Below are 19,283 nucleotides of genomic sequence, written 5' to 3' on the forward strand. Positions count from 1 at the left end.
ATTCTCTAATCATCAAATCTGTCTAAACGAGGATTCAGACGAGTAGCGCTTACTGAATTTTTATCCGAAACAAAAAGTTATAGATCTTCGAAGGAATACAATAATCGGTGGTGGTAAGCAGCAGGGGAACACAAAACATGGCTGCCCCCGAAATATATCCGGCGGTCATGTGTCCGTTGGCAAACAGGTAGATATTAACGGCGGTCCAGGAGGTGGCCAGAAAACACGCAAATTTTAACTGGTTCGAGCGCCGGTGTAACTTTGGCTTGTTCATTTTGTGCCGCAGCCAGTGGTTGTACAGGTAGTCGAAAACATGGTAGGGCAGCACAATCGACAACGCCGATACCACCAGTAAAACCACCAGCACGGGAATGTTCGCCAGCGCCACACCCACTCCCAGCAGAATCAAACAGATGATCATCGGAAAGCGGTTGGCAAAGGCCAGTTGCGTAATCTCTTCATCGCTGTAAGCGGTAAATCCCTGACATTTTATCCTGTAAATACGTTTAGCTGAAAGCGGTGTTTGGGTCTTTTCCATTTTACTGTTCTCCTTTTGTTTAATTCGCTGGCTATCCTTTCTATAAGATTCGGGAGGCGGTTTTTGTTCATGTGCACAACGAGCCCCTCGTTTGCAACAACAATCAAGCAAACATCACTCAGCACGTATTTTAAAGTCGATACAATCGACAGGCTATTAACCCCTCGGCACAGACGAGGGGTAGAGATGTCTTTCGTACTGCAGTTATTGTCTTGTACATCAGAAATTATATTGAAAAACAAATTTTCTCCTCCCTGCCTACCGGCAGGCAGGCTTTTAAAGGAGGAGTACGCAGCCGGAGTTTACGGAGGCTGTGGGAGGTGGTTGTATTAGTAGAATTGCGCACCACCCCCCGTCCGTCAGCTGCCGTCCGTACCCCTCCTCACCGAGGAGGGGAAACTTTCGTGCTTGATATTAATTCGATACTTCAAAAAGTAAAATTGAAAACAGAATTTCTCCTCCTGGGCAGGAGGAGTGGGCTTTTGTGACGTAGGAGCAAAAGGTCGAGGTGGTTGATAAATCTACTTACCTCCTTCAAAATCAAGAATATCCTGTTGTATAACTTCCGGGTATTCAAATACCCAGCGATTCTCATACCTCAAGACTGTAATGTCATGATCAGAGAGCCATTTATCCCTTTCTTCATCCTTTGCAATCTGATAAAGGTTGGCATGTGGTTCGCCGTCAAGTTCAATGGAAAGTTTTAATTCAGGGCAATAGAAATCGACAATGTAATTGCCAACCGAATGTTGTCTTCGGAATTTAAAACCACCTACCTTTCTTTGTTTAACTATTTTCCAAAGTTCAGCTTCTGCGGCAGTTGAATGATTTCGCAGATGTTTACGAACGTTCTTCAGGTATTTGCGGTTGTGGAGTTTCATCGTTTTTCAAAGTTATGTGATTTTTGTGGATTGCACCACCCCCCAGTTTGTAAGGCGGAATAGTGGAGTTGAGCACCACCCCGTCAGCGAAATAGTGAAAGGTATACCAGATCAATCAATCGTCGCTGACGCCCCTCCTCGGTGAGGAGGGGAAACTTTCGTAGTACGGTTATTATCCTGTACTTCAGAAATTATATTGAAAAACAAATTTTCTCCTCCTTTTAAAGGAGGAGTACGCAGCCGGAGTTTACGGTGGCTGTGGGAGGTGGTTGATTTAATTCAGGGGGTTTTGCTTCTTTTTGCCACCCCCGTCCGTCAGCTGACGGATCGGGGCCACCCCTCCTCGGTTAGGAGGGGAAACTTTCGTGCGGGGAGTTGTCCCGAGGGGCCGTGGCCGTGGAAATTATTTCGCAGGACTGCTCCACCATCGTTCAAGACAAGGAAATGAAGCCTCCGGACAAGGTAAGAACGATGCCGGACAAGGAAATCATCGATATTTCCTAAGAAATAATATCTCTGGCATAGAAAATGTCTATGGTGGACCAGGAAATTGTTCCTCCGGACAAGTCCCGAAGTCCTGTGGACAAGGAAATAATTGTTACGAACAAATCCTAAAATCGCTGTAAGCCCTCTGTACTAAGGGATACGGGCTGTTTATAAACTTCCGGCGATGCTTGCTGCACTGCTCCGTTAGTACATTTAGGGCAGCCAGTCGACACCGGGAGCGCGGTATTCTCCTGTTTTTTTAGCCGCCTCGTCAATATCTTCGGGTGTCATCAGCGGGATGCAGCTAACGCTTACCAGTCCGCTCGACGATGCCCGCATCGAAAAGGCCGCCATGCTGCTGCTGTCGGGCATATCCACAATGCCGTAAATATCGTATTCGCCAAAGGCGTAATAAACACTTTCTACCGTTCCTCCCAACGAAGTGGCCAGTTTATGAACCACCGAACGCCTGCTCGAGCCGCCCTCACTCAACAATCCCTTTACTCCTTCGCCAATGTATTTGCCACAAACCAGGTACTTTGCCATAATCTTTCTATTTAAGACCCTAAGGTCTGTTAATAATATTACAGGCTACGTTGGTGGGTTGAAATGGTTGCAAAGGCTGATGCTGGCAAAACTCTTCTACCCCTCGTTTGTAACGAGGGGTTTCGGGTTTATCGTTTTTTAACGATAAGAAACTTCAAGCTTTTGTATGAATAGTATAAGGCTGTTTTTCTCTGTCGATTCAATCGACTTGCTTTTTACCCCTTCTCGATCAGTTCGGGGCAGGCTGTTGCAAACGAGGGGTAGAGGGAGGTTCGAGAATATCTCGATTCAGAATCCGAATTTTGAGCGATGCTCCCGAAGGTGATTCACTGATGGATGAAATTTAGTGTTGGAAGGAAGAAAGATATCCTTGTTTTCGAATTGTCTTATGCCAGCTTCAGGTTTGTAGTCTTTCAGTTTAGGATGAACTAAAATCCTGTATTGATCTGAAATGGCAATTAAACCACGGTCGAAAGCCCTGTGAAAAGTAGGAGAAAGCGCTAAGCCATTTCTAATTGAATCGTTATAGCTCTCAGCAAAGGGTGTAATGTGACAAGCATCAACAAGTGAACGGTTTTTTGAATCGGCTACCTTCAATCCTGATACAGCACATTGATTGTCGTATACTTCCAAAATGGCTTTTCGAAATACAGAACTTCGCATTACAACGAATTCATCTCGTATTTCTTTGGGTTGTTCTTCAATTGTTTGTTTTACTTTTCGTGCGTAGTTCTGTTCCGGATCGTAAAGTATTTGTTGCTTAATTTTAGCTGAATAAACTTCTTGTCTTTGGTATTGTGTTGACTTACGAATGTCAAAATAGTGTTCGAGAATTGCGGCTTTTATCTTCTCACATGTTATCGGATCGGACAAGGCAATATATAATTCATCAGAAAGTGTGGCCGCGCACACTGTTTCGGTTAAAGCCCTATAACTTTTTATTGAATTACTATTTGTTGTAGGTATTTCTTTACCGGGGTAAGTAATCAGTCTCCAAAACTGACCTTTTTCGTTTTTCAGATGAAAAAAAGGAAGTGCAAAAGTTGCAACATGAGGTGTTTTTACCAATACGCTCCAATTATCGAGAAAGTGCTGAACTAAATCGTCGGTAATTTCAATCCAATTTTCAGAAACTTCTCCTTCTTCGAACAGATCGATCACCGCCAATAAAAGAATTGGCTTGTGAGGCGCTTTACCGTATTTGGTAACGCCTTGGTTTAAGGAGAGGATACTTTTGAGAACTGTATTCATCGTAAAAATTTTTCCTCCCGATGTTTTTCTAAAAGGAGTGAGCTTGGCAAAAAACGCTCTGGTCGCTTGATTTCTTTATTGTGATAATCTGAGAAATATTGTTGAATAAATATGTCTTTCGATTTTCGAAATTCAGAACAGATTAAAATTTTGTAGTTCTTATCAATTGCCAAATAACCATTCTCAAAAGCCTTATCATGCAAATTATTTAGTAGTAATCCATTTTGTGGATTCAATCGGTTTTCAACATCTTTTGCCCACGGAATAATATGGCTTGCAATTAAAAAATCGGTATTCGAAAATCCTGTAATGGTACAACTACCTTGATAGTTGGCAAGAACGATATCCCGGAAAACCTTTTGATTTACTCTGGTTTTAACTTCTCTAAGCTTTGTTTTTCCTTTGAGATTCTCAGTTCCTTTTAAGATGCTTGCGTATTTATTTTCGATTGTAGTTTGTTGTATTTCTGCAAGAATTCGCTCACTTTCAAAAACAAGTTCTTCCATATTTTCATGAAACTCATCCCAAATTGGCTGAACTTGCTTTATTCCTCCAGTCAAACCTTTAATCCCTCTTTCCTGATGGTATGGGTCAACACTTGCAAAATTGCTTAAACGCATTGATACTGCACTTGGAGTTCTTCCTATTAGTTTTGCCAATCTGATAATGTCAGTATTGCTATGATGAAATTTACCAAATGGTATTTTTAGATATAAGTTGAATGCTAAAATTAATTCAGCTTTGGACCATGGTTTTCTCTGTGACATGCTCGGAAAAGTTTATTAGCATAAAACTAATAGAATTTTTATTAAAAGTCCTAGCTGTCAGATGTTAGAAAGATAAAACTACATATAGGTGACAAACAGATGTTAACTTGATAGATTAGTTCTGAGTCAGACAAATTTAAAATTGGTTCTGTTCTTACGCCACATTGGGGACAAGTAGTTGGTTGATCAGAATTGAGAAATATTTCAAGAGCAGAAATAGTGGCCTGACTATGTTTATTCATTTGACTGTCTTAACAAAATAAATTCGCACCAATCATGATCCAATTCTGGATTATAAGCGGGAAACTGGGGTTTAATTAATCCAAAGTCATGAGGAATAAAATATAATCCATCAATCAATCGATCATTAAACCACTTTTCAAATTCTTGAAGCGTTAGGTTGTTTGGATTTGCGATTTCTGCTTCTTCAAACAATTTATAGTTGCCCGCATCGCGATATAAATATTCGATAATGATTTTATGTTTTTTCATTCACAAATGAATGAAAGAAAGTCGTGCTAGTCAACGGACTATAAGTAACATTCGAAATTTCCGCACTAACATTTCGGGTTTGGTGTTTTTGCCCTTAATGCGGCTCATGTTGTAGGAGCGCGTTGCTTTATCATGTACGTCAGCCATAATCAAGGCAAAAGTAAAAAGAAACAAGGTAAAAGTAGAAAGGCAAAAATAGAAAGGCAAAAGTGGAAAGGAAAAGAGAAAAGGCAAAAGTGTTTGGAGTTTAAAGTTCAGCGTTCAAAGTTAGGGAAGAAAGTTTACAGTTTTCGGTGGTAGCAGGCAATTCGTTGTTGCCGGGCTTTGCACTTTAGCCCGTTAATAGTTTGCCTGCTTTACGAAAGCAAACCTTTGGGGAGGTATTGCCGTATGAGCAGAAAAATTACAGCACAGAGTCTGGTATAACACCGGGGCATTTACGGGGCAGGACTTTGGACTGTTTTCAACATCACCTTTAAAACCTACGCAATGAAAAAACTATTGGTACTGGCTGTACTCGGCTTTCTTTTCTTAAATGTACAGGGGCAATGGTATTCGCGCCAGTTTAATGTAAACAGCATCGACGATTTAAGCCAGGCACAACTGAATTATGCCCTGCAGCGGGCCGAGGCAAATTTAAAAGCCGGTAAAATATTAACCCTTTCCGGAGTTGGCGCTTTTACTGTTGGTACGATTATAGCCGCCGCTGCATTTAGTGATTTTTGGAATTGGGATGAATCCGATACCGGACTTTATGTGACCGGGGGCATGCTAATGTTTTTAGGCATGGGGTCCACTGCTGTCGGTATTCCATTTTGGATACACGGCGCCACTCGCAGAAATAAAGTGGAGGTGGCGCTGATTAAGTTTAATACATCGGCTGTTTCAGGCTTCAGGCAACCGGCGCAATTAGGGCTCTGTGTAAATATAACTTTTTAAATCACTGCGATAATCATCAGAACCAACCCGAATGATCCGGGCATGTATTGCTCTGCTATTTCGGGTTTTGCGTTTTTGCCCTTAATGCGGCTCATAGTGTGCGAACGCCCGCCTGACTGAAGCATTCGGGCTGGGGTTGCCCGGTTATGTAGGTCGGCCATACCTCTAAAGTAAAAAGTAAAAAGTAGAAGGGCAAAAGGCAAAAGGCAAAAGTAGAAAGGCAAAAGTGATCAGTATTCAGTCGCAGTTGGCAGTCACTGGTCATTAGCAATCTATACCCTAAACCTCGCGGCTGTAGATCAGTGGCATTTGTCCTTTCCAAAGGTTCCAGGTGGGAGCGTCGCAAATCAGTTCGGCCATAAAACGGGCTACGTTTATGCGGCTTACTTTTCCCGGGTTAAACAGTGCACTTCGGATGGGCGAAGGATGTACCGAGTAAGGGCTTACGAGGTCGGCATCGATCAGGCTGTCGGGGCGTACGGCTGTCCATTCAAGGTGCGGGTGCTGCTGCCCGATTTGGGTGCGGAGGTATTCGGCCGCCTGTATGTTGTCGGTATAGGGAGGCAGCAGCGTACTTAGCAGCGCAACCACTATTTTTTCGGCAAAGCTCAGGGGCTCGTTTAAATCGCGGTTCCGGCAGCCCGAAGTATTCATGAGAACAACTTTCACCGGCTTTTCGGGCCTGTTGGCCTCAATGGCCTTACACAAGCGGCGGGTGGCATCGGCTACCAGGCGGCGTGGCTTTCCGTACATGCCTTTCAGGGTGAGGTTATGGCCCAGACACGAAGCTACGGCATCGCAATCCCGAACGAGTTCGGCCAGCTTTTCATCGCTAAGGTCGAGAACAGCCGCCTCAACCACAGTCAGGTTTTTGTTAGCGGGTAAATCACCTAGCTTTTCGGTTGAGCGTACTACCGCCGTTACTTTTTCTCCGCGCTGTAATAGGTCGTTTACCAGCAGCCGCCCGGTTGCGCCGCTTGCTCCCACAATAAGAATCTTCATATTTTGTGCTTTGCGTTATAAGTTAGGGCTTTTTGGGGTAGATCGACAAATAAATATGACGTATACGGGCACAGGATCGACTAAGGGGTGATTAAAAGATTGCTTCGTTCCCGAGTATTCGGGACAAGCAGTTCCTCCTCGCAATGACAATTATTAGTTTATAAAAGGCAGCGGACCATGTGGTTTATGTTGGGATTGGGAAACTTGTGGTCCGCTGCCTGTTTCACCCTTATCGCGCGTCATTGCGATCCCGAGGACTCGGGAGAAGCAATCTATTCTTTAATCATTAAGTCAGTCCATTCAGGATTCAGACGATTAATGAGATCAATTTTTTTCTGACGGGAACCTGCCTTTAATTGTTTTTCACGCGCAATGGCATCATTGATATCCTGAAATAATTCGAAATAAACCAATTTATTCACCTTGTATTTAGATGTAAATGCATTCTTGAAAATCCCTTTTTTGTGTTGTTGAATTCGCTTGGTGAGGTCACTCGTAACGCCAACATAGAGAACCCTGTTTTCGGCGTTTGTAAGAATGTATATATAAGCTTCTCTTTTCATGAATCGGAGAATTTGGGTTAAAGTTACAAGAAGATTGCTTCGGTCGCAAACTCCCTCGCAATGACTGTCATTAGTAAATACAAGGCAGCGGACCATATGGTTTTTTGTTGGGAGTGGGAAACTTGTGGTCCGCTGCCCAATACTTAATATCGCATACGTCATTTCGATCCCGAGTACTCGGGAGAAGCAATCTGTTCCGTACCTACCCCTCGTTGCAAACGAGGGGTAGGTGGTTGATATGTTAATCTTTTTATGTACCACCCCGTCCCCGTCCGTCAGCTGACGGATCGGGGCCACCCCTCCTTAGACCCCCTTTGTCGGCCTCGCCCGGTCCGTACGCTGACATTTCCCCCTGCAGGGGGAAACAAAGCGGTAATTTTGATTTTTGGAGGGGAAATGTTCGTGTTTCAAGTTTAATTCTCTTAAGTCCGAACTTCAGCCATCCGTGAAACCCTGAGGCAGCTGAAACAGTAAAAAATAAAACAGCATTTACCCCCACCTGCTCCCGGCACACGATTAACCTTTCCTGCACAGAATGAGGTTTAAAAACAAAAAATGATCGGCCATGGAACTACTAAAAAACAATGTCAAAAAGCGAATAGATTTCCTGGGAGAGGAGATATCGGTGCTGCTAAAAGAACACCCGGATTGCAGCCTTGGTGAAGTCAAACTCAAACAGGTACTAGGCGGAATGCGGGGACTGACAGCCCTGGTATGCAATACCTCGTTTGTAGATCCTTACCAGGGATTGTTCATCAGCAATTATGCGATTCCTGAATTTGAGGACAAGTTACCCGAAGAGATCTTTTACCTGCTTTGTGCGGGTAAGTTTCCCGACGAATTCGAACTGGAGGAGCTTAAGGAGGAATTTCGTTTGCGTGCTGAATTACCGCACTACATGTGGTCGTTCATCCGTAATCTGCCTGCCGGGATGCATCCGATGACCATGTTCAGCATGTGCATACTGGCGATGGAAGGACTTTCAGTGTTTAAACGGAAGTATGCGGCAGGGGAAATTTCAAAATCGGAATTTTGGGAATATACCCTGGAAGATGCACTTAACCTGCTGGCCAAACTGCCAACGATAGCGGCGGCAATTTACCGTATTCATCTGCTGCACGAGGAAGCCATTGCCTATAATCCTTCACTCGACCTTGGCGGTAACCTGGCGAATATGCTGGGTGTGAATCCGCGGATCTCGTGTGCCGAGCTCATGCGTTTGTACCTGGTGCTGCACTGCGATCATGAAGGCGGAAATGTAAGTGCTTTTACGTCGAGGGTGGTGAATTCGGCGCTGTCGAACCTTTACTATGCCGCTTCGGCAGGGCTAAACGGACTGGCGGGGCCGCTTCACGGACTGGCGAACCAGGTATGCCTGAAGTTTATCCATACTATTCATGAGCATTTCGGGGAATCGCCTTCCACCAACCAGCTCAGTGAATTTGTTAAGGAAGAGCTAAATGTCGGGCGGGTAATCCCGGGTTACGGGCATGCTGTGCTTCGTGTCACCGACCCGCGGTTTACGTCCTTTATGGAGTTTGGCAACCGGCATTGCCCGAATACACCCTACCTGCAAACCGTAAAGAAACTGTACCATGTGGTGCCCGACATTCTGAAAAGCTATAAAGGCGGAAAGGTGGCCAATCCCTATCCCAACGTGGATGCCATTTCGGGAACCCTGCTTTACCATTACGGGATCACGCATTTTGATTTCTATACCGTGATGTTTGGGATCTCGCGCACTTTTGGGTTCTGTGCACAGAGCATTATAGCACTGGGACTGAATCAGCCCATAATCCGGCCCAAAAGCGTAACCAATAAATGGTTGAAGGATTATTTGGAAAAGACGGAATAGATGAGGCACCACCCCGTCCTCGTCCGTCAGCTGACGGAGAAACAAAGCGGTATGTCTGATTTGTTGAGGCGGGGGAAATTTTCGTACCGGGATTTTGTTTTTCAGTCCGTTTAACTATTTTGGAAAAAGAATTTCTCCTCCTTACGAAGGAGGAGTACGCCCTGAGAATTCGGGGTGGGAGGTGGTTGTAATAACAACAACACATACCAGGGTAGTAAAATCAACGCTTGTACAACAAACGCTTATCTTTGCGGCTCATGCATGCTTCGCTTTTCAAACGCTTTAATCAGATGAGCCTTTCTACCTTTGATGTACCTTTCCCGGGTTTTAACCCGGGGTTATTTGAGTTTAATTCTTTTAGGGCAATTTTCAATGAAGAAGTTTTACAAGCTCACGGCTCGCAGCTCAAAGCTCTCCCTTTAAAGCCTCTGACTAAACCTATACCTAAATGACAACTGAACTTTGGTGGCCGAGGTGTTCCAGCCGTCGCTGTGGTTTTCGCGGTCGATCCATTGCAACTCAATCCCGGCCATCACGTTGCTTAGAGGGGTATAGAGGAGGTTGGCACTGGCATAACGCCCGTTACGAAAAGCTTCAGGTTTCTGTCCGTCGGAGTTTTGAGTATGTATGGCTGAGTAGCCTGCGTCAGTGCTCCACTTTTTATTCCAGTGGTGGTTGATGTAGCACGAATAGCTGTAAAGGGGCAGCGCCACACCTTTTATGGGGCGCAAGGTATTGCTGAAATCGTTTTTTATACCGATGTCGGTGGGGGCATCGTTCATCAGGTTTTGTATACCTTTTCCGCCAACTGTTTGCAGCAGCAGCACATTGTTTTCGTTCAGGTTCAGGTTCGAACTCAGGTTAAAGCCCCAGCCCCAAACCTTACCGCTAAGGTCGTAAGGCTCGTTACCCTGATCCACCCATTCGATCTTTCTCAGTACCGCGGCAATTTCGGCATAACCCCAGTGGCGTGTCATCCGGTATTCGGCCGCAAAATCGGGGATATTAAATCTGGGCTTTACATCCGATAGTTCGATGCGGTCGCCATAAACTCCTTCGTCGGCACTCGCACCCGGCTGTTCGAGGGCAAAGGCCAGGTAGTCGTCGCCTCGTAAAGGCATAAAGCGCAGTTGTACATTTTTGCACAGCGACAGGCCCACCGGTCCCCAGTATTCGAGCATATTCGGAAAGCCGTCAACATCGCTGAAGAGGCTCCAGTTGCGTCCTGCTCCAAACATACCCAGTTCGGCCCAGGCATAGAGCAGGTGAAAGGTGGTTTCGTCGGCATTTTCACCCGAGCCAAACAAATCGAAGGCAAAATGGATCATGAGCTCGCCGTATTTGGTAGGCGTAAAACTCTGTACCCGAAACAACGATTGCCGCACCCCAAAAAATACATTGCCATCGCTGCCATATTCGTTTTTGTAAGCTGGCAGTTGCGTGGGGCGCATAACATCGAAATAATCGGGATTGATCTGGTTGAAATTGTAACCGGCATCCGTCATCACCTGCCCCGATATCAGAAGCCGGGTTTTGTTTTCTTCCTGTGCATTTATCTGAAAGACGATAAGCGCAAATACAATGCTCAGGCAAAACGTGAAAATAGGCCGGGATGTGTTGTTCATAAGTCGGTGTTCTGAGAATGCTTCATTAAATTTACGAAGAGGTTGGGGAAAAACAAGGGGGAAGGGATTAGTTTGCAGTCGCAGAGAAGATTGCTTCGTTCCCGAGTATTCGGGACAAGCAGTTCCTCCTCGCAATGACAATCATTTGTGAATATAAGGCGGTGGACAAGTAATTGCCACGAAGTGGTAAAATTTGAATAACCTCGGGTGAAACCCGTGGGACAATGCCGAATACGAAACAGCCACGAAGTGGTTGAATGTGCACCAATGAGGGATAAAAGGATTATTCACCCCTTTCAGGGATAACAAAAAACCTTGACTTCTTCACCGGGTTGAAACCCGGGGTTATTCCTATTTAATTCCTTCGGGATAATGGAAAAGCAATCTGTTAGAATAAAGATCCCTGGTTGCAAACGATAGGCAGGACAGGTTTCCGTTAGCGAATGCTCATCAAAAATTCGGATCCTCAAAAATGATTTCGTCGATTTTTCCGGCAATTTCAAGTGCGGCGTTGCGGCCGGTATCGTGAAAAAGGCTTTTGCCGTTGCTTCTTTCGGAGAGTGAGATTGTCAGCTCAGAAGTCATGCTTTCGCTGATGCGGCCCTCCATGATACCGGCAATCGGTGAGGCCAGCTCAGTGGCGTTGTCGCGGTGTGCCATTACTTTCAGCCGGTATTGTTTGTTTTCCATCAGCAGCATCACTTTTTGGCTGTCGGCATACGAGTGCAGCAGTTTGGTGCCATTGTAGGTGGTGAATTCAATCAGCTTTCCGTTAAAATACAATCCGGCAATAAAGCCGACAAAAGAACTGCGCAGCCAGGGAATTTTAGCAACTGAAGCTTTAAAGGATATGCCGGGCTGTGAAAAATGATTCGACTGCATCCAGAAGTAGGCCGAAGGGAAGGAGTGGCCCCAGTCTTTTTCGATATAACCCCGTCCGCCCGTAAAATCGATGTTTTTACCCCCGATTTTTAAGGTGCCATTCAACTCATGATCCATGCTGATGATGCCATGATAACATTCCATGAAGGGCACAAAAGTATAAGGTCCCATGATTCCGGGAGAATACCACTTATTTGGCCATGGAACAGGATTTTTAAACTGCAGTATCCCAGAATAATTATCAAGGTCGAGTTGTATAAAGTTGCCTGTAAATTGATTACCGGCTATTCCTATTTCGAACGAAGTTGCACTGGCAGAAAAAGCACTCGCCGGAAATTTAATGTATTCGGCTGTTTGTGCTTTGCCGTCGAGCACCTGCACGAAAGCATGCGCCCCACCTTGCTCGTCCATGGCAATTCCGGGAATAAAAGCAAAGGCATGTTGCTCGTTGGCCGAAACTATTTTGTAGTACCAGCCTTCGAAATACTTTTTTGAACGCAACCAGCCGTGGTAGCGCTCCGGGTGGAATAAGGCCTGTATTTGATTGATCCAGTGCATGGTGCTTAAAGGTAGTAAGAAAATCTTTGTTGATTTGGATGTTGACAATCATAGTTTTAAGTCGCCAGTAGAATGAAGAACAATGAGGGGGGACTGAACAACGGAAACCTTTGAGGGAAATAAAAAAGTTTTACAGAAAAACAGGATCGAATATAGCATTGTTAACAACCTGGTGAATGATCACAAAAATTACAGTCAGTACAAAACCAATGGCCAGCCGCCCGGTAATCCGGAGTTTGGGTTGCGATTTGAATATCCATAAGGCAATTCCTGCAAGAAACAGCGCAAGAAACAAACAATCGATTAAATGCCCCTCATAAGCTGCGCCCAACGCTGCCTGGGCTTCCTGAAATTCGCTTGCATCATGTCCTCTTCCCACCAGGAAAAACCGAAATGTGTACATTCCGGGCATGGCCAGAACACCCGCCAAAACAGCAGAACTGTATTTGAACTTTTTGACCAGGAATAAAACCATTACAACAAGGGTAATCAACACGGTTCCGATAATACCACCCAGTGATACCTTCTGCTGCAGATCGGCTGGAATTGTTTCCAGAATGTACTCTTTGGCAGGCGTTGGTATAGCCCTGATTCCTTTCACCCAAACAGGAATACAGTGACCCAGTTCATGAAAATAGATGCTTATAAAAATTGTCAGGAAATACAATCCCCATACATTCAGCTCCTTTTTAAAATCAAGTCTCATATCAGCTTAGTGATTATTAACGGTTATTTTTTTATGCAGTTCCTGAAATTACCGTGAACAAGCTGAAATACGAATATTATTCGACAAATACTCGACTTTAAGGGTTGAAAGCAAGGGAACAGGGGCAGAGAACCGATGCTTAAGCAGAGCGCAACTGATCCTCGCCAATAAGGCAGGTTAGTTCCTTTTGATGAAACGCTCCGTGAGTACCTGTTGATCTCCTATACGCACCTGCAACAGATAAACACCCGGATTCATGGATGAGGGCAGGTCGATATGTGTATGATTATTCCCGTTAATCAATAAGCCGGGTTTGATTTGATGAACAGCCTGCCCCAGGTTGTTAAAGATGGTAAGCGTTACCTCTTCACTGCTGTTGAGCGTAAGGTCGACATTCAGATGATCGGTGGCCGGGTTGGGATACATCAGCAATTCAGTATCGTTCTGAATTTCTTCCACCACCACGTAAACCGAAACTTTTGCCATTTCGTCGTCGATCCAGTTCCAGCGTTTTATGAGGTATTCTTTCATGCTGTTGACCTGCTTGTCGTAGGTGTCGAGCAGCTCGAAACCGGGTAGCTCGCGCCAGATCCATTTTCCGAGGTTGGGCCATTTTTTAAAATTCCGGTCTGCTGCTTCACTCAGGTTGGCAGCAATGGAATCAATGTACTGGAACATATTTTCGGTGCTCCACTCGTTTTGCCGTAAGGTTTCCCAGCGTTTTTTCATCTGGTACTGAAAGTAAGGCTCATGTATCATCATCTGGTAAAAAGCAGGATCGGGCCAAAAGTTGTAATCGATGCTCCATCCCCACCAGCGATCGCCATCGCGGTAAGTAGAATTGTGCATCGACTGGTCGAAATCCCATGCCGGTCCGGCCTTTAATTTTCCGCCTTTATCTTTGTGGAAATAGCAGCTCCATCCATAACCGTCGGGGTCGCGGGTGGCTTCGGTTACCAGCAAAAAGTCGACAAAACTGGGTAGATCGATCCACTGGGCATACAAATCCCCGGGATTATCGGTATTAAACTGCTGCATCGCAAAACGGAAATCGTCATCGTATTTTCTGATATAGGCCAGCTGTTCAGGCATTACCTCATCCATATCGGGGTAACGCAGGCGCCGTGCCTGTCCAAAATCATCGTACTGTCCGGCGATTTCATAGATGTATCCCCCGGTGAGTTCCTCTCCTGAAATATCCTCGGGTTTTAGCTTGGCAATATTGAGCCGGTTTTTGGTGCGTTTTATTTTTTCAAGCAAAATATAAATGCCCTGGTATTCGCCGTTCAGCACCACCTCTACATGTTTGTTTCCGCTCGACCAGTGATCTGCACGGCGCGACAGCTCATGCCCCACGGGATTACGTAAAAAGGTATGGTCGATGTAGGAGGCCCTCAATATCCAGTCGTTCTCTTCCGGGAAACCAAGCAAGGCAACATCGTTATTATCGCCGTTTTCGAGGCGTGTTTCAAAGGTATAAGGCTTTTTCGGGTAGCCCATTGTTGAGTTTCCTCTCAGTTCAATACCAATGGTTCCATCATAGTGGTTAAAGGGATCGCTCAGGTTGTTTCTTTTTCCGGGACCGTTAAAAATTACTCCAAGGTGTCCGTTTATTTTGGGTTCGTCCACAATGGTCTGCCCTTTGGTATCGATCACGAATATGGGAAGATTGGAACTGGAAAATACCAGTGGGATTTCAATGCCCCCGGGCATAGGTAGATAGCGCCTTTCTTCGGAATCGACTTCAACCGACAAAAGCAAAGTAGAAGACATATCAGAAGAGTTGACACTGGAATTGTGTATTTCAACAGCCAGCACATTCGTGCCGGTGAGTAACAGTTCGTTGAGTTTGCTTTTATCAATAAGAAACGACTCGTAATTTCCGCCCTGGTAAATCCGGGCTTCGTGGTTAACAGTTGAAATCTCGTCGAAAGCAGGAAATCCTGCTGAAAGTCCGGCCGAGCGGGCAATCTCCTGTCCGTTTAGGTAAGCTACAAAGGCATCGTCGTAATCGATGCTTAAAAGCGCGGTCTGAATTTCAGCTTTATCGTGGATCGAAAAAGTACGGCGTAAAAAGAGCGCGTTTGTTTGTTCAATAATTGTATTGTCGTCGTTATCGGCATAACCGATCCCGCCTTTCCCTTCACTCCATCCCGTTGCATCGAAATCAACATTGCGCCAGTTACTATTTGGAGCTCCGTTGTTGCTTAAAGCATATTGAAAAATAGTATCGGGATAGAAAACGCTTTCCCAGTGCAGGTTTGAAAAACCCTTAGCGGGCAGAATACATAAAATAGATAACAGTATAATAATGCCGTATTTCTGATTAGTTGCCATTGGTAAAATGTTAGTTAGCTGCAAAGCTAAAATTTTTCAGCAAACAAGAAGGGAAAAAGAAGATTAGCAATCTGTTATCAAACAGATAATGCGCGAAAATAGCCAATGTTTGCGGGAGACCGTTTCGAAAGTGGTAAGGTAATGTTGCTAATCCTTTACTAAAAAAGCTTTCAGGGCCTTGGTGGGTTTGCCATCGTCGCCCCAGGCGCTAAGCGGGTAGCGGCTCCAGCTGCGTGCACCTTCCGGTTCCCAGTAGAATACACCTTTGCCACGTTCGTTGGGCACTTCCCTGACTTTTTGCTGCACAGTCACGAGCATGTCGTAGGTGTTTTGTACCATGGTATCGATGCCTCCCACTTCCACCACCATTACATCCTTGTTGTAACGCGAAGCCATGTCGTTGAGGTTGGCAGCCAGATCGTCGATATTTTCGGTGTAATCGGGTCGTCCTTCCAGCCAGTAGGGATAATACGAAAGGCCAATCATGTCGTATTTTGCACCGTTGGCTTCGGCAGCATCGAACCACCAGCGAAAACGCTCGTTGTTATTCCCCTGGTCGACATGCAGAATAACGATGGATTGCGGACTAACCGCTTTTATGGCTTCGTACCCTTTGTTGATGAGTTGCGCCAGTTGAGGCCAGTTGTCGGTGCTGCCCTCAGGATAGATCATGCCACCCGGAATCTCGTTGCCCACCTGCACCCATTCGGGAGTTACGCCGGCATCTTTTAGTGCCGACATCACATCGTACGTGTAATCGTACAAATCGGTCAGCAGCGTGGGAAAATCGTGACCTACCCATGCTTTGGGTTTTCGTTGTTTCCCGGGATCGGCCCAGCTGTCGCTGTAATGAAAATTGAGCATCACTTTCATACCCCATTCCTGAGCGCGAAGGGCCATGGCAACGGTTTCGTCTTTGCTGCAGTGTCCGCTAAACGGATTATCGGAAGGATCGACAAAAGTTCGCAGACGAATGGCATTAATCCCATGATCTTTCAGGATTTGAAAGCAGTCTTCAGCTTCACCATTCTCGTTGTAAAAGGTATAGCCGCTGGCTTCCATTTGCGGCAACCAGCTGATGTCGGCGCCTTTTGCAAAATCATCTTTGGAACCTGGAGAAGTTGTTGGTTTGCATCCTGCGAAAAGTAGGATTACCAAAGCAATAACATAAATTGTGGTTTTATACATGGTTTTAGTTTTTATGTCAGGCGACTTTAAAGATATAAAAAGATTGATTCGTTGAAGCACCAATCCGTCCCCGTCCGTCAGCTGACGGATCGGGGCCACCATTCCTCAGCGGGGTGGGGAATATTCAATGATCATTCAATCCATCACTCCTCCGGTTTTTGTCAGGCGTTAAACCTTATAGTCTGATTTTCGTATCGTTACGTACTTCACAAAAAAATCATGTATTATGAGAAAATCGACTTTATTAATCGCTTTGTGTATCCTGTTCGCAGGATTTGTATCGTTCAGTTCACGGGCTCAGGAAACTCCTGCAATGCCCGAAATCTTCTTTGTTATGGAGGAGTTTGTAGCTCCGTCAGATTTGCAGGCTTTTATTGAAACCCAGCAAAAAGCCGTGGATCTTTGGAAAAAACACGAATTGGATATTCCGTTATTCACCTACAGGACTGCGGTAAATTCATTTTACTGGGTGGTTCCTATTGAGAATATGGGAAGTATTGATGGTGTATTTCAAAAAGCCGGCGATGTGGTAGCTAAAATGAAAGCTGACGGTTTTGATGCCGATAAAGAATTTCGCGATCTTTCTACTTCACGGCAAATGGTTATTCACTGGATGAAAAACCTGTCGTATCATCCCAACGGTAATATGGGGCAAACGAATGACAACCGGTATTGCGAATGGACCTTCGTTTCCTTGCGTGCAGGCCACGAAAAAGCAGCAGCTGATGTGGTAAAGAAATACATCGACTTTTACAACAGCATTGAAGAAACGGATGAATGGGATATTTACTCTGTTGTAATGGGCTACGACACCCCGATGTGGATTTTAATGTTCAGGGCCGAAAATGCACTAACCATGCGGGAACATGAGAAAATGTTAAACGATAAATACCAGGATACCTACCGGAAATTGTGGATGGAATTTAGTACCCATGTCAGAAAATACGAAGATCAGAAGGGCTGGTTCCTGCCCAATTGGTCGCTGAATGTATCGGAATAGTGATTCTTCGAATAGGATCACATTAGATATGCAATGGAGAAAACTTAGGTATTAAATAAACTGTATACATAGTGAAAAAGGTTGTTGCCTTATCAGGCGGATTTTACCCTTTGGCTTAGCCCAAAGAGTAAACAGAAAACCCAAGGCTGCGCCCGCTTCCTTCAAAAAAGCCCTGCTTACCGGCAGGCAGGTACGCGATGCCGACTAAAATTACTGAACTCGTCGTACCTCCTCAAACAACAGTAATTTTTTAACGTCGTCACAGCTTGTTTTCTGCCCATCAGCGGACGGACGAGGCCAAAGCTCCGAAGGTAGCATTCAAATTTGTTGTTCACACAGAAGTGGACCGGCCTCTTTTGATCATTGCCTGGAGTTGAAATAAAACCTTAGTGAGCGCGGGAAGCTCCGAGGAATCAAGGAGATCACCCGTCCGAACTTAGGTTTTATGAAAACGAAAGGGAAGGACCAAAAGCAGCCTTGAACTTTGTGCATACTATTTGGTTCAAGCCAAATAGTATGGCCGCCGGCAGGCACAAAATTCAGAAGCTTTATTGTTAATCTAATATTGTAATCATCCAGATTTTCATTTTGATCCTTTAAATAGCCTATAGTTAACATGTGAAGAGATAAAAAACAGCCACCGGCAGCTTACAGCACTTTTTCTGCAATCCGGACCGGTGGCTCTCGGGGAAAATAATAATATGATAGTTAGTTAGTCCTCATCGTCATCACCATGTTCGTGATGATCTTTCTTCTTTTTGTGTCCCCAGTATTTGTATTCTGCGTGGCAGTCGCGTTTTAAGTTTCCAAAAATGGTTTCGTAAATCGAACGGTTTACTTCCCTCGAAATCAGGATTACGCCATCGCTAAGCTGCGCATTGTCAAGGTCCTCCGGTTCAACATTTAGCATCAGCTCATCCAGGTAAATATGAATTTCTGACGTAATGTCAATTCCTTCGTCGGTCACTTCAACATCCTCCCTTTCGGTTTTAAAACTCAGGTCGTCCCAAACTTCAACTGCAATGGGCCAGCTTCCGGTGCTGCTTTTGTAGGTTCCCGAAAGATAAAACACAGGGTCATCGCCGGCGTCTTCTTTGTCGCCACTTACTTTCAGTTCAATCTCATCGTAAATTGCCGGTGTAAGTACAAAGTTCCCCAGCGTGAGGTTCGTATCCAGCAGATTGACCAGCTGAGGGCCGTGCCACTTGTACTCCACTTCAATGGAATCGCGACCGGTACTCAGGCTTTTCAGTTCGGCCTCAAACTTAATGGTTGAAACAATCATTTGCGCGCTGTCCCAGGTAATGGAATCCATGGCAATTGCGCCGGATTTGGTTGTGTTTACCGGAAGCGCAAAACTCGAATTAAGTGCTTTCAGTTGTACACCAAGTTCTGAACTTTGATCCTTGTCGCTGTTAAAATCGTTTTTCTGGCAAGCCGCAAGTACGACGGCCAGTGCTGCAATAGCAAGTACTAATTTTCTCCTTCTCATAATCTGTCTTAATTTAATGGTTGTAAAATATACAGGTGCACACGGTACACATGTTACGTCATTTCAATTCTTACAAATTCTAAAGGGATGGTTTATTGACTTAAGCCATTTGGCTTTTGACAGTCGATGCTTGCAAATTGAGGCTTTGAAGTAGTCGTTCAGACTAAACTATAAC

General features: G+C 45.0%; 19 protein-coding genes. 3 read left to right on the forward strand and 16 right to left on the reverse strand.

The features are described from left to right. Positions 1-49: 49 nt before the first annotated feature. The 7 genes from HFD85_RS14870 to HFD85_RS21760 all read right to left on the reverse strand — a co-directional run bounded on the left by HFD85_RS14870 (position 50) and on the right by HFD85_RS21760 (position 5,108). Positions 50-538 carry a DUF4395 family protein gene (locus tag HFD85_RS14870; RefSeq protein WP_167611449.1) on the reverse strand — a complete coding sequence of 163 codons (489 nt, stop codon included), beginning with the start codon at positions 536-538 and terminating at the stop codon, positions 50-52. Positions 539-1,059: 521 nt separating this feature from the next. Next, complete coding sequence (locus tag HFD85_RS14875; protein ID WP_167611452.1) at positions 1,060-1,419, reverse strand: endonuclease domain-containing protein; 360 nt, start codon at positions 1,417-1,419, stop codon at positions 1,060-1,062. A 699-nt stretch (positions 1,420-2,118) separates the two neighbouring features. Further along, positions 2,119-2,451: a GYD domain-containing protein gene (locus HFD85_RS14880; RefSeq protein WP_167611455.1), complete on the reverse strand. Its 333-nt coding sequence runs from the start codon at positions 2,449-2,451 to the stop codon at positions 2,119-2,121. A 288-nt stretch (positions 2,452-2,739) separates the two neighbouring features. After that, a complete protein-coding gene (locus HFD85_RS14885) occupies positions 2,740-3,702 on the reverse strand; it encodes an HNH endonuclease (RefSeq protein WP_167611458.1) in 963 nt (320 codons plus the stop codon). Then, positions 3,699-4,469, reverse strand: coding sequence for an HNH endonuclease (locus HFD85_RS14890; RefSeq protein WP_167611461.1), 771 nt, complete (start codon positions 4,467-4,469; stop codon positions 3,699-3,701). Before HFD85_RS14890 ends, HFD85_RS14885 begins: the two co-directional genes overlap by 4 nt. 234 nt (positions 4,470-4,703) lie before the next feature. Continuing rightward, positions 4,704-4,961, reverse strand: coding sequence for a hypothetical protein (locus tag HFD85_RS14895; RefSeq protein ID WP_167611464.1), 258 nt, complete (start codon positions 4,959-4,961; stop codon positions 4,704-4,706). 30 nt (positions 4,962-4,991) lie between these two features. Continuing rightward, positions 4,992-5,108, reverse strand: a complete 117-nt coding sequence (locus tag HFD85_RS21760; RefSeq protein WP_277345458.1) for a hypothetical protein — start codon at positions 5,106-5,108, stop codon at positions 4,992-4,994. Positions 5,109-5,450: 342 nt separating this feature from the next. Here HFD85_RS21760 and HFD85_RS14905 point away from each other — a divergent pair, with 342 nt between their 5' ends. Then, positions 5,451-5,900, forward strand: a complete 450-nt coding sequence (locus HFD85_RS14905; protein WP_167611467.1) for a hypothetical protein — start codon at positions 5,451-5,453, stop codon at positions 5,898-5,900. Here the strand turns inward: HFD85_RS14905 and HFD85_RS14910 are convergent. The 3 genes from HFD85_RS14910 to HFD85_RS14920 all read right to left on the reverse strand — a co-directional run bounded on the left by HFD85_RS14910 (position 5,897) and on the right by HFD85_RS14920 (position 7,465). After that, positions 5,897-6,061 (reverse strand): hypothetical protein, encoded by a 165-nt coding sequence (locus HFD85_RS14910; RefSeq protein WP_167611470.1) that lies wholly within the window; start codon positions 6,059-6,061, stop codon positions 5,897-5,899. The two genes, HFD85_RS14905 and HFD85_RS14910, sit on opposite strands and share 4 nt — an antisense overlap. A 118-nt stretch (positions 6,062-6,179) precedes the next feature. Next, positions 6,180-6,902 (reverse strand): NAD(P)-dependent oxidoreductase, encoded by a 723-nt coding sequence (locus HFD85_RS14915; protein WP_167611473.1) that lies wholly within the window; start codon positions 6,900-6,902, stop codon positions 6,180-6,182. A 272-nt stretch (positions 6,903-7,174) separates the two neighbouring features. Continuing rightward, positions 7,175-7,465, reverse strand: a complete 291-nt coding sequence (locus HFD85_RS14920; protein WP_167611476.1) for a GIY-YIG nuclease family protein — start codon at positions 7,463-7,465, stop codon at positions 7,175-7,177. 565 nt (positions 7,466-8,030) lie between these two features. On the opposite strand from HFD85_RS14920, the gene HFD85_RS14925 reads away from it, so the two are divergent. Continuing rightward, complete coding sequence (locus HFD85_RS14925; protein WP_167611479.1) at positions 8,031-9,320, forward strand: citrate (Si)-synthase; 1,290 nt, start codon at positions 8,031-8,033, stop codon at positions 9,318-9,320. A 419-nt stretch (positions 9,321-9,739) separates the two neighbouring features. On the opposite strand, the gene HFD85_RS14930 is transcribed toward HFD85_RS14925, so the two are convergent. The 5 genes from HFD85_RS14930 to HFD85_RS14950 form a co-directional block, all read right to left on the reverse strand. Continuing rightward, positions 9,740-10,945, reverse strand: a complete 1,206-nt coding sequence (locus tag HFD85_RS14930; protein ID WP_167611482.1) for a DcaP family trimeric outer membrane transporter — start codon at positions 10,943-10,945, stop codon at positions 9,740-9,742. 450 nt (positions 10,946-11,395) lie between these two features. After that, a complete protein-coding gene (locus HFD85_RS14935; protein WP_167611485.1) occupies positions 11,396-12,433 on the reverse strand; it encodes a tocopherol cyclase family protein in 1,038 nt (345 codons plus the stop codon). A gap of 82 nt (positions 12,434-12,515) precedes the next feature. Next, positions 12,516-13,091: a hypothetical protein gene (locus HFD85_RS14940; protein WP_167611488.1), complete on the reverse strand. Its 576-nt coding sequence runs from the start codon at positions 13,089-13,091 to the stop codon at positions 12,516-12,518. Between the two features lie 177 nt (positions 13,092-13,268). Continuing rightward, complete coding sequence (locus tag HFD85_RS14945) at positions 13,269-15,428, reverse strand: CotH family protein (protein ID WP_167611491.1); 2,160 nt, start codon at positions 15,426-15,428, stop codon at positions 13,269-13,271. 147 nt (positions 15,429-15,575) lie between these two features. Beyond that, positions 15,576-16,616, reverse strand: coding sequence for a glycoside hydrolase family 53 protein (locus tag HFD85_RS14950; protein WP_167611494.1), 1,041 nt, complete (start codon positions 16,614-16,616; stop codon positions 15,576-15,578). A 226-nt stretch (positions 16,617-16,842) separates the two neighbouring features. Here HFD85_RS14950 and HFD85_RS14955 point away from each other — a divergent pair, with 226 nt between their 5' ends. Next, positions 16,843-17,616, forward strand: coding sequence for a hypothetical protein (locus HFD85_RS14955; protein ID WP_167611497.1), 774 nt, complete (start codon positions 16,843-16,845; stop codon positions 17,614-17,616). A 712-nt stretch (positions 17,617-18,328) separates the two neighbouring features. Here the strand turns inward: HFD85_RS14955 and HFD85_RS14960 are convergent. After that, positions 18,329-19,108 (reverse strand): hypothetical protein, encoded by a 780-nt coding sequence (locus tag HFD85_RS14960; RefSeq protein ID WP_167611500.1) that lies wholly within the window; start codon positions 19,106-19,108, stop codon positions 18,329-18,331. Between the last annotated feature and the right edge of the window lie 175 nt (positions 19,109-19,283).

It is taken from the genome of Maribellus sediminis (assembly GCF_011799805.1).
GTDB classification, from domain to species: domain Bacteria; phylum Bacteroidota; class Bacteroidia; order Bacteroidales; family Prolixibacteraceae; genus Draconibacterium; species Draconibacterium sediminis_A.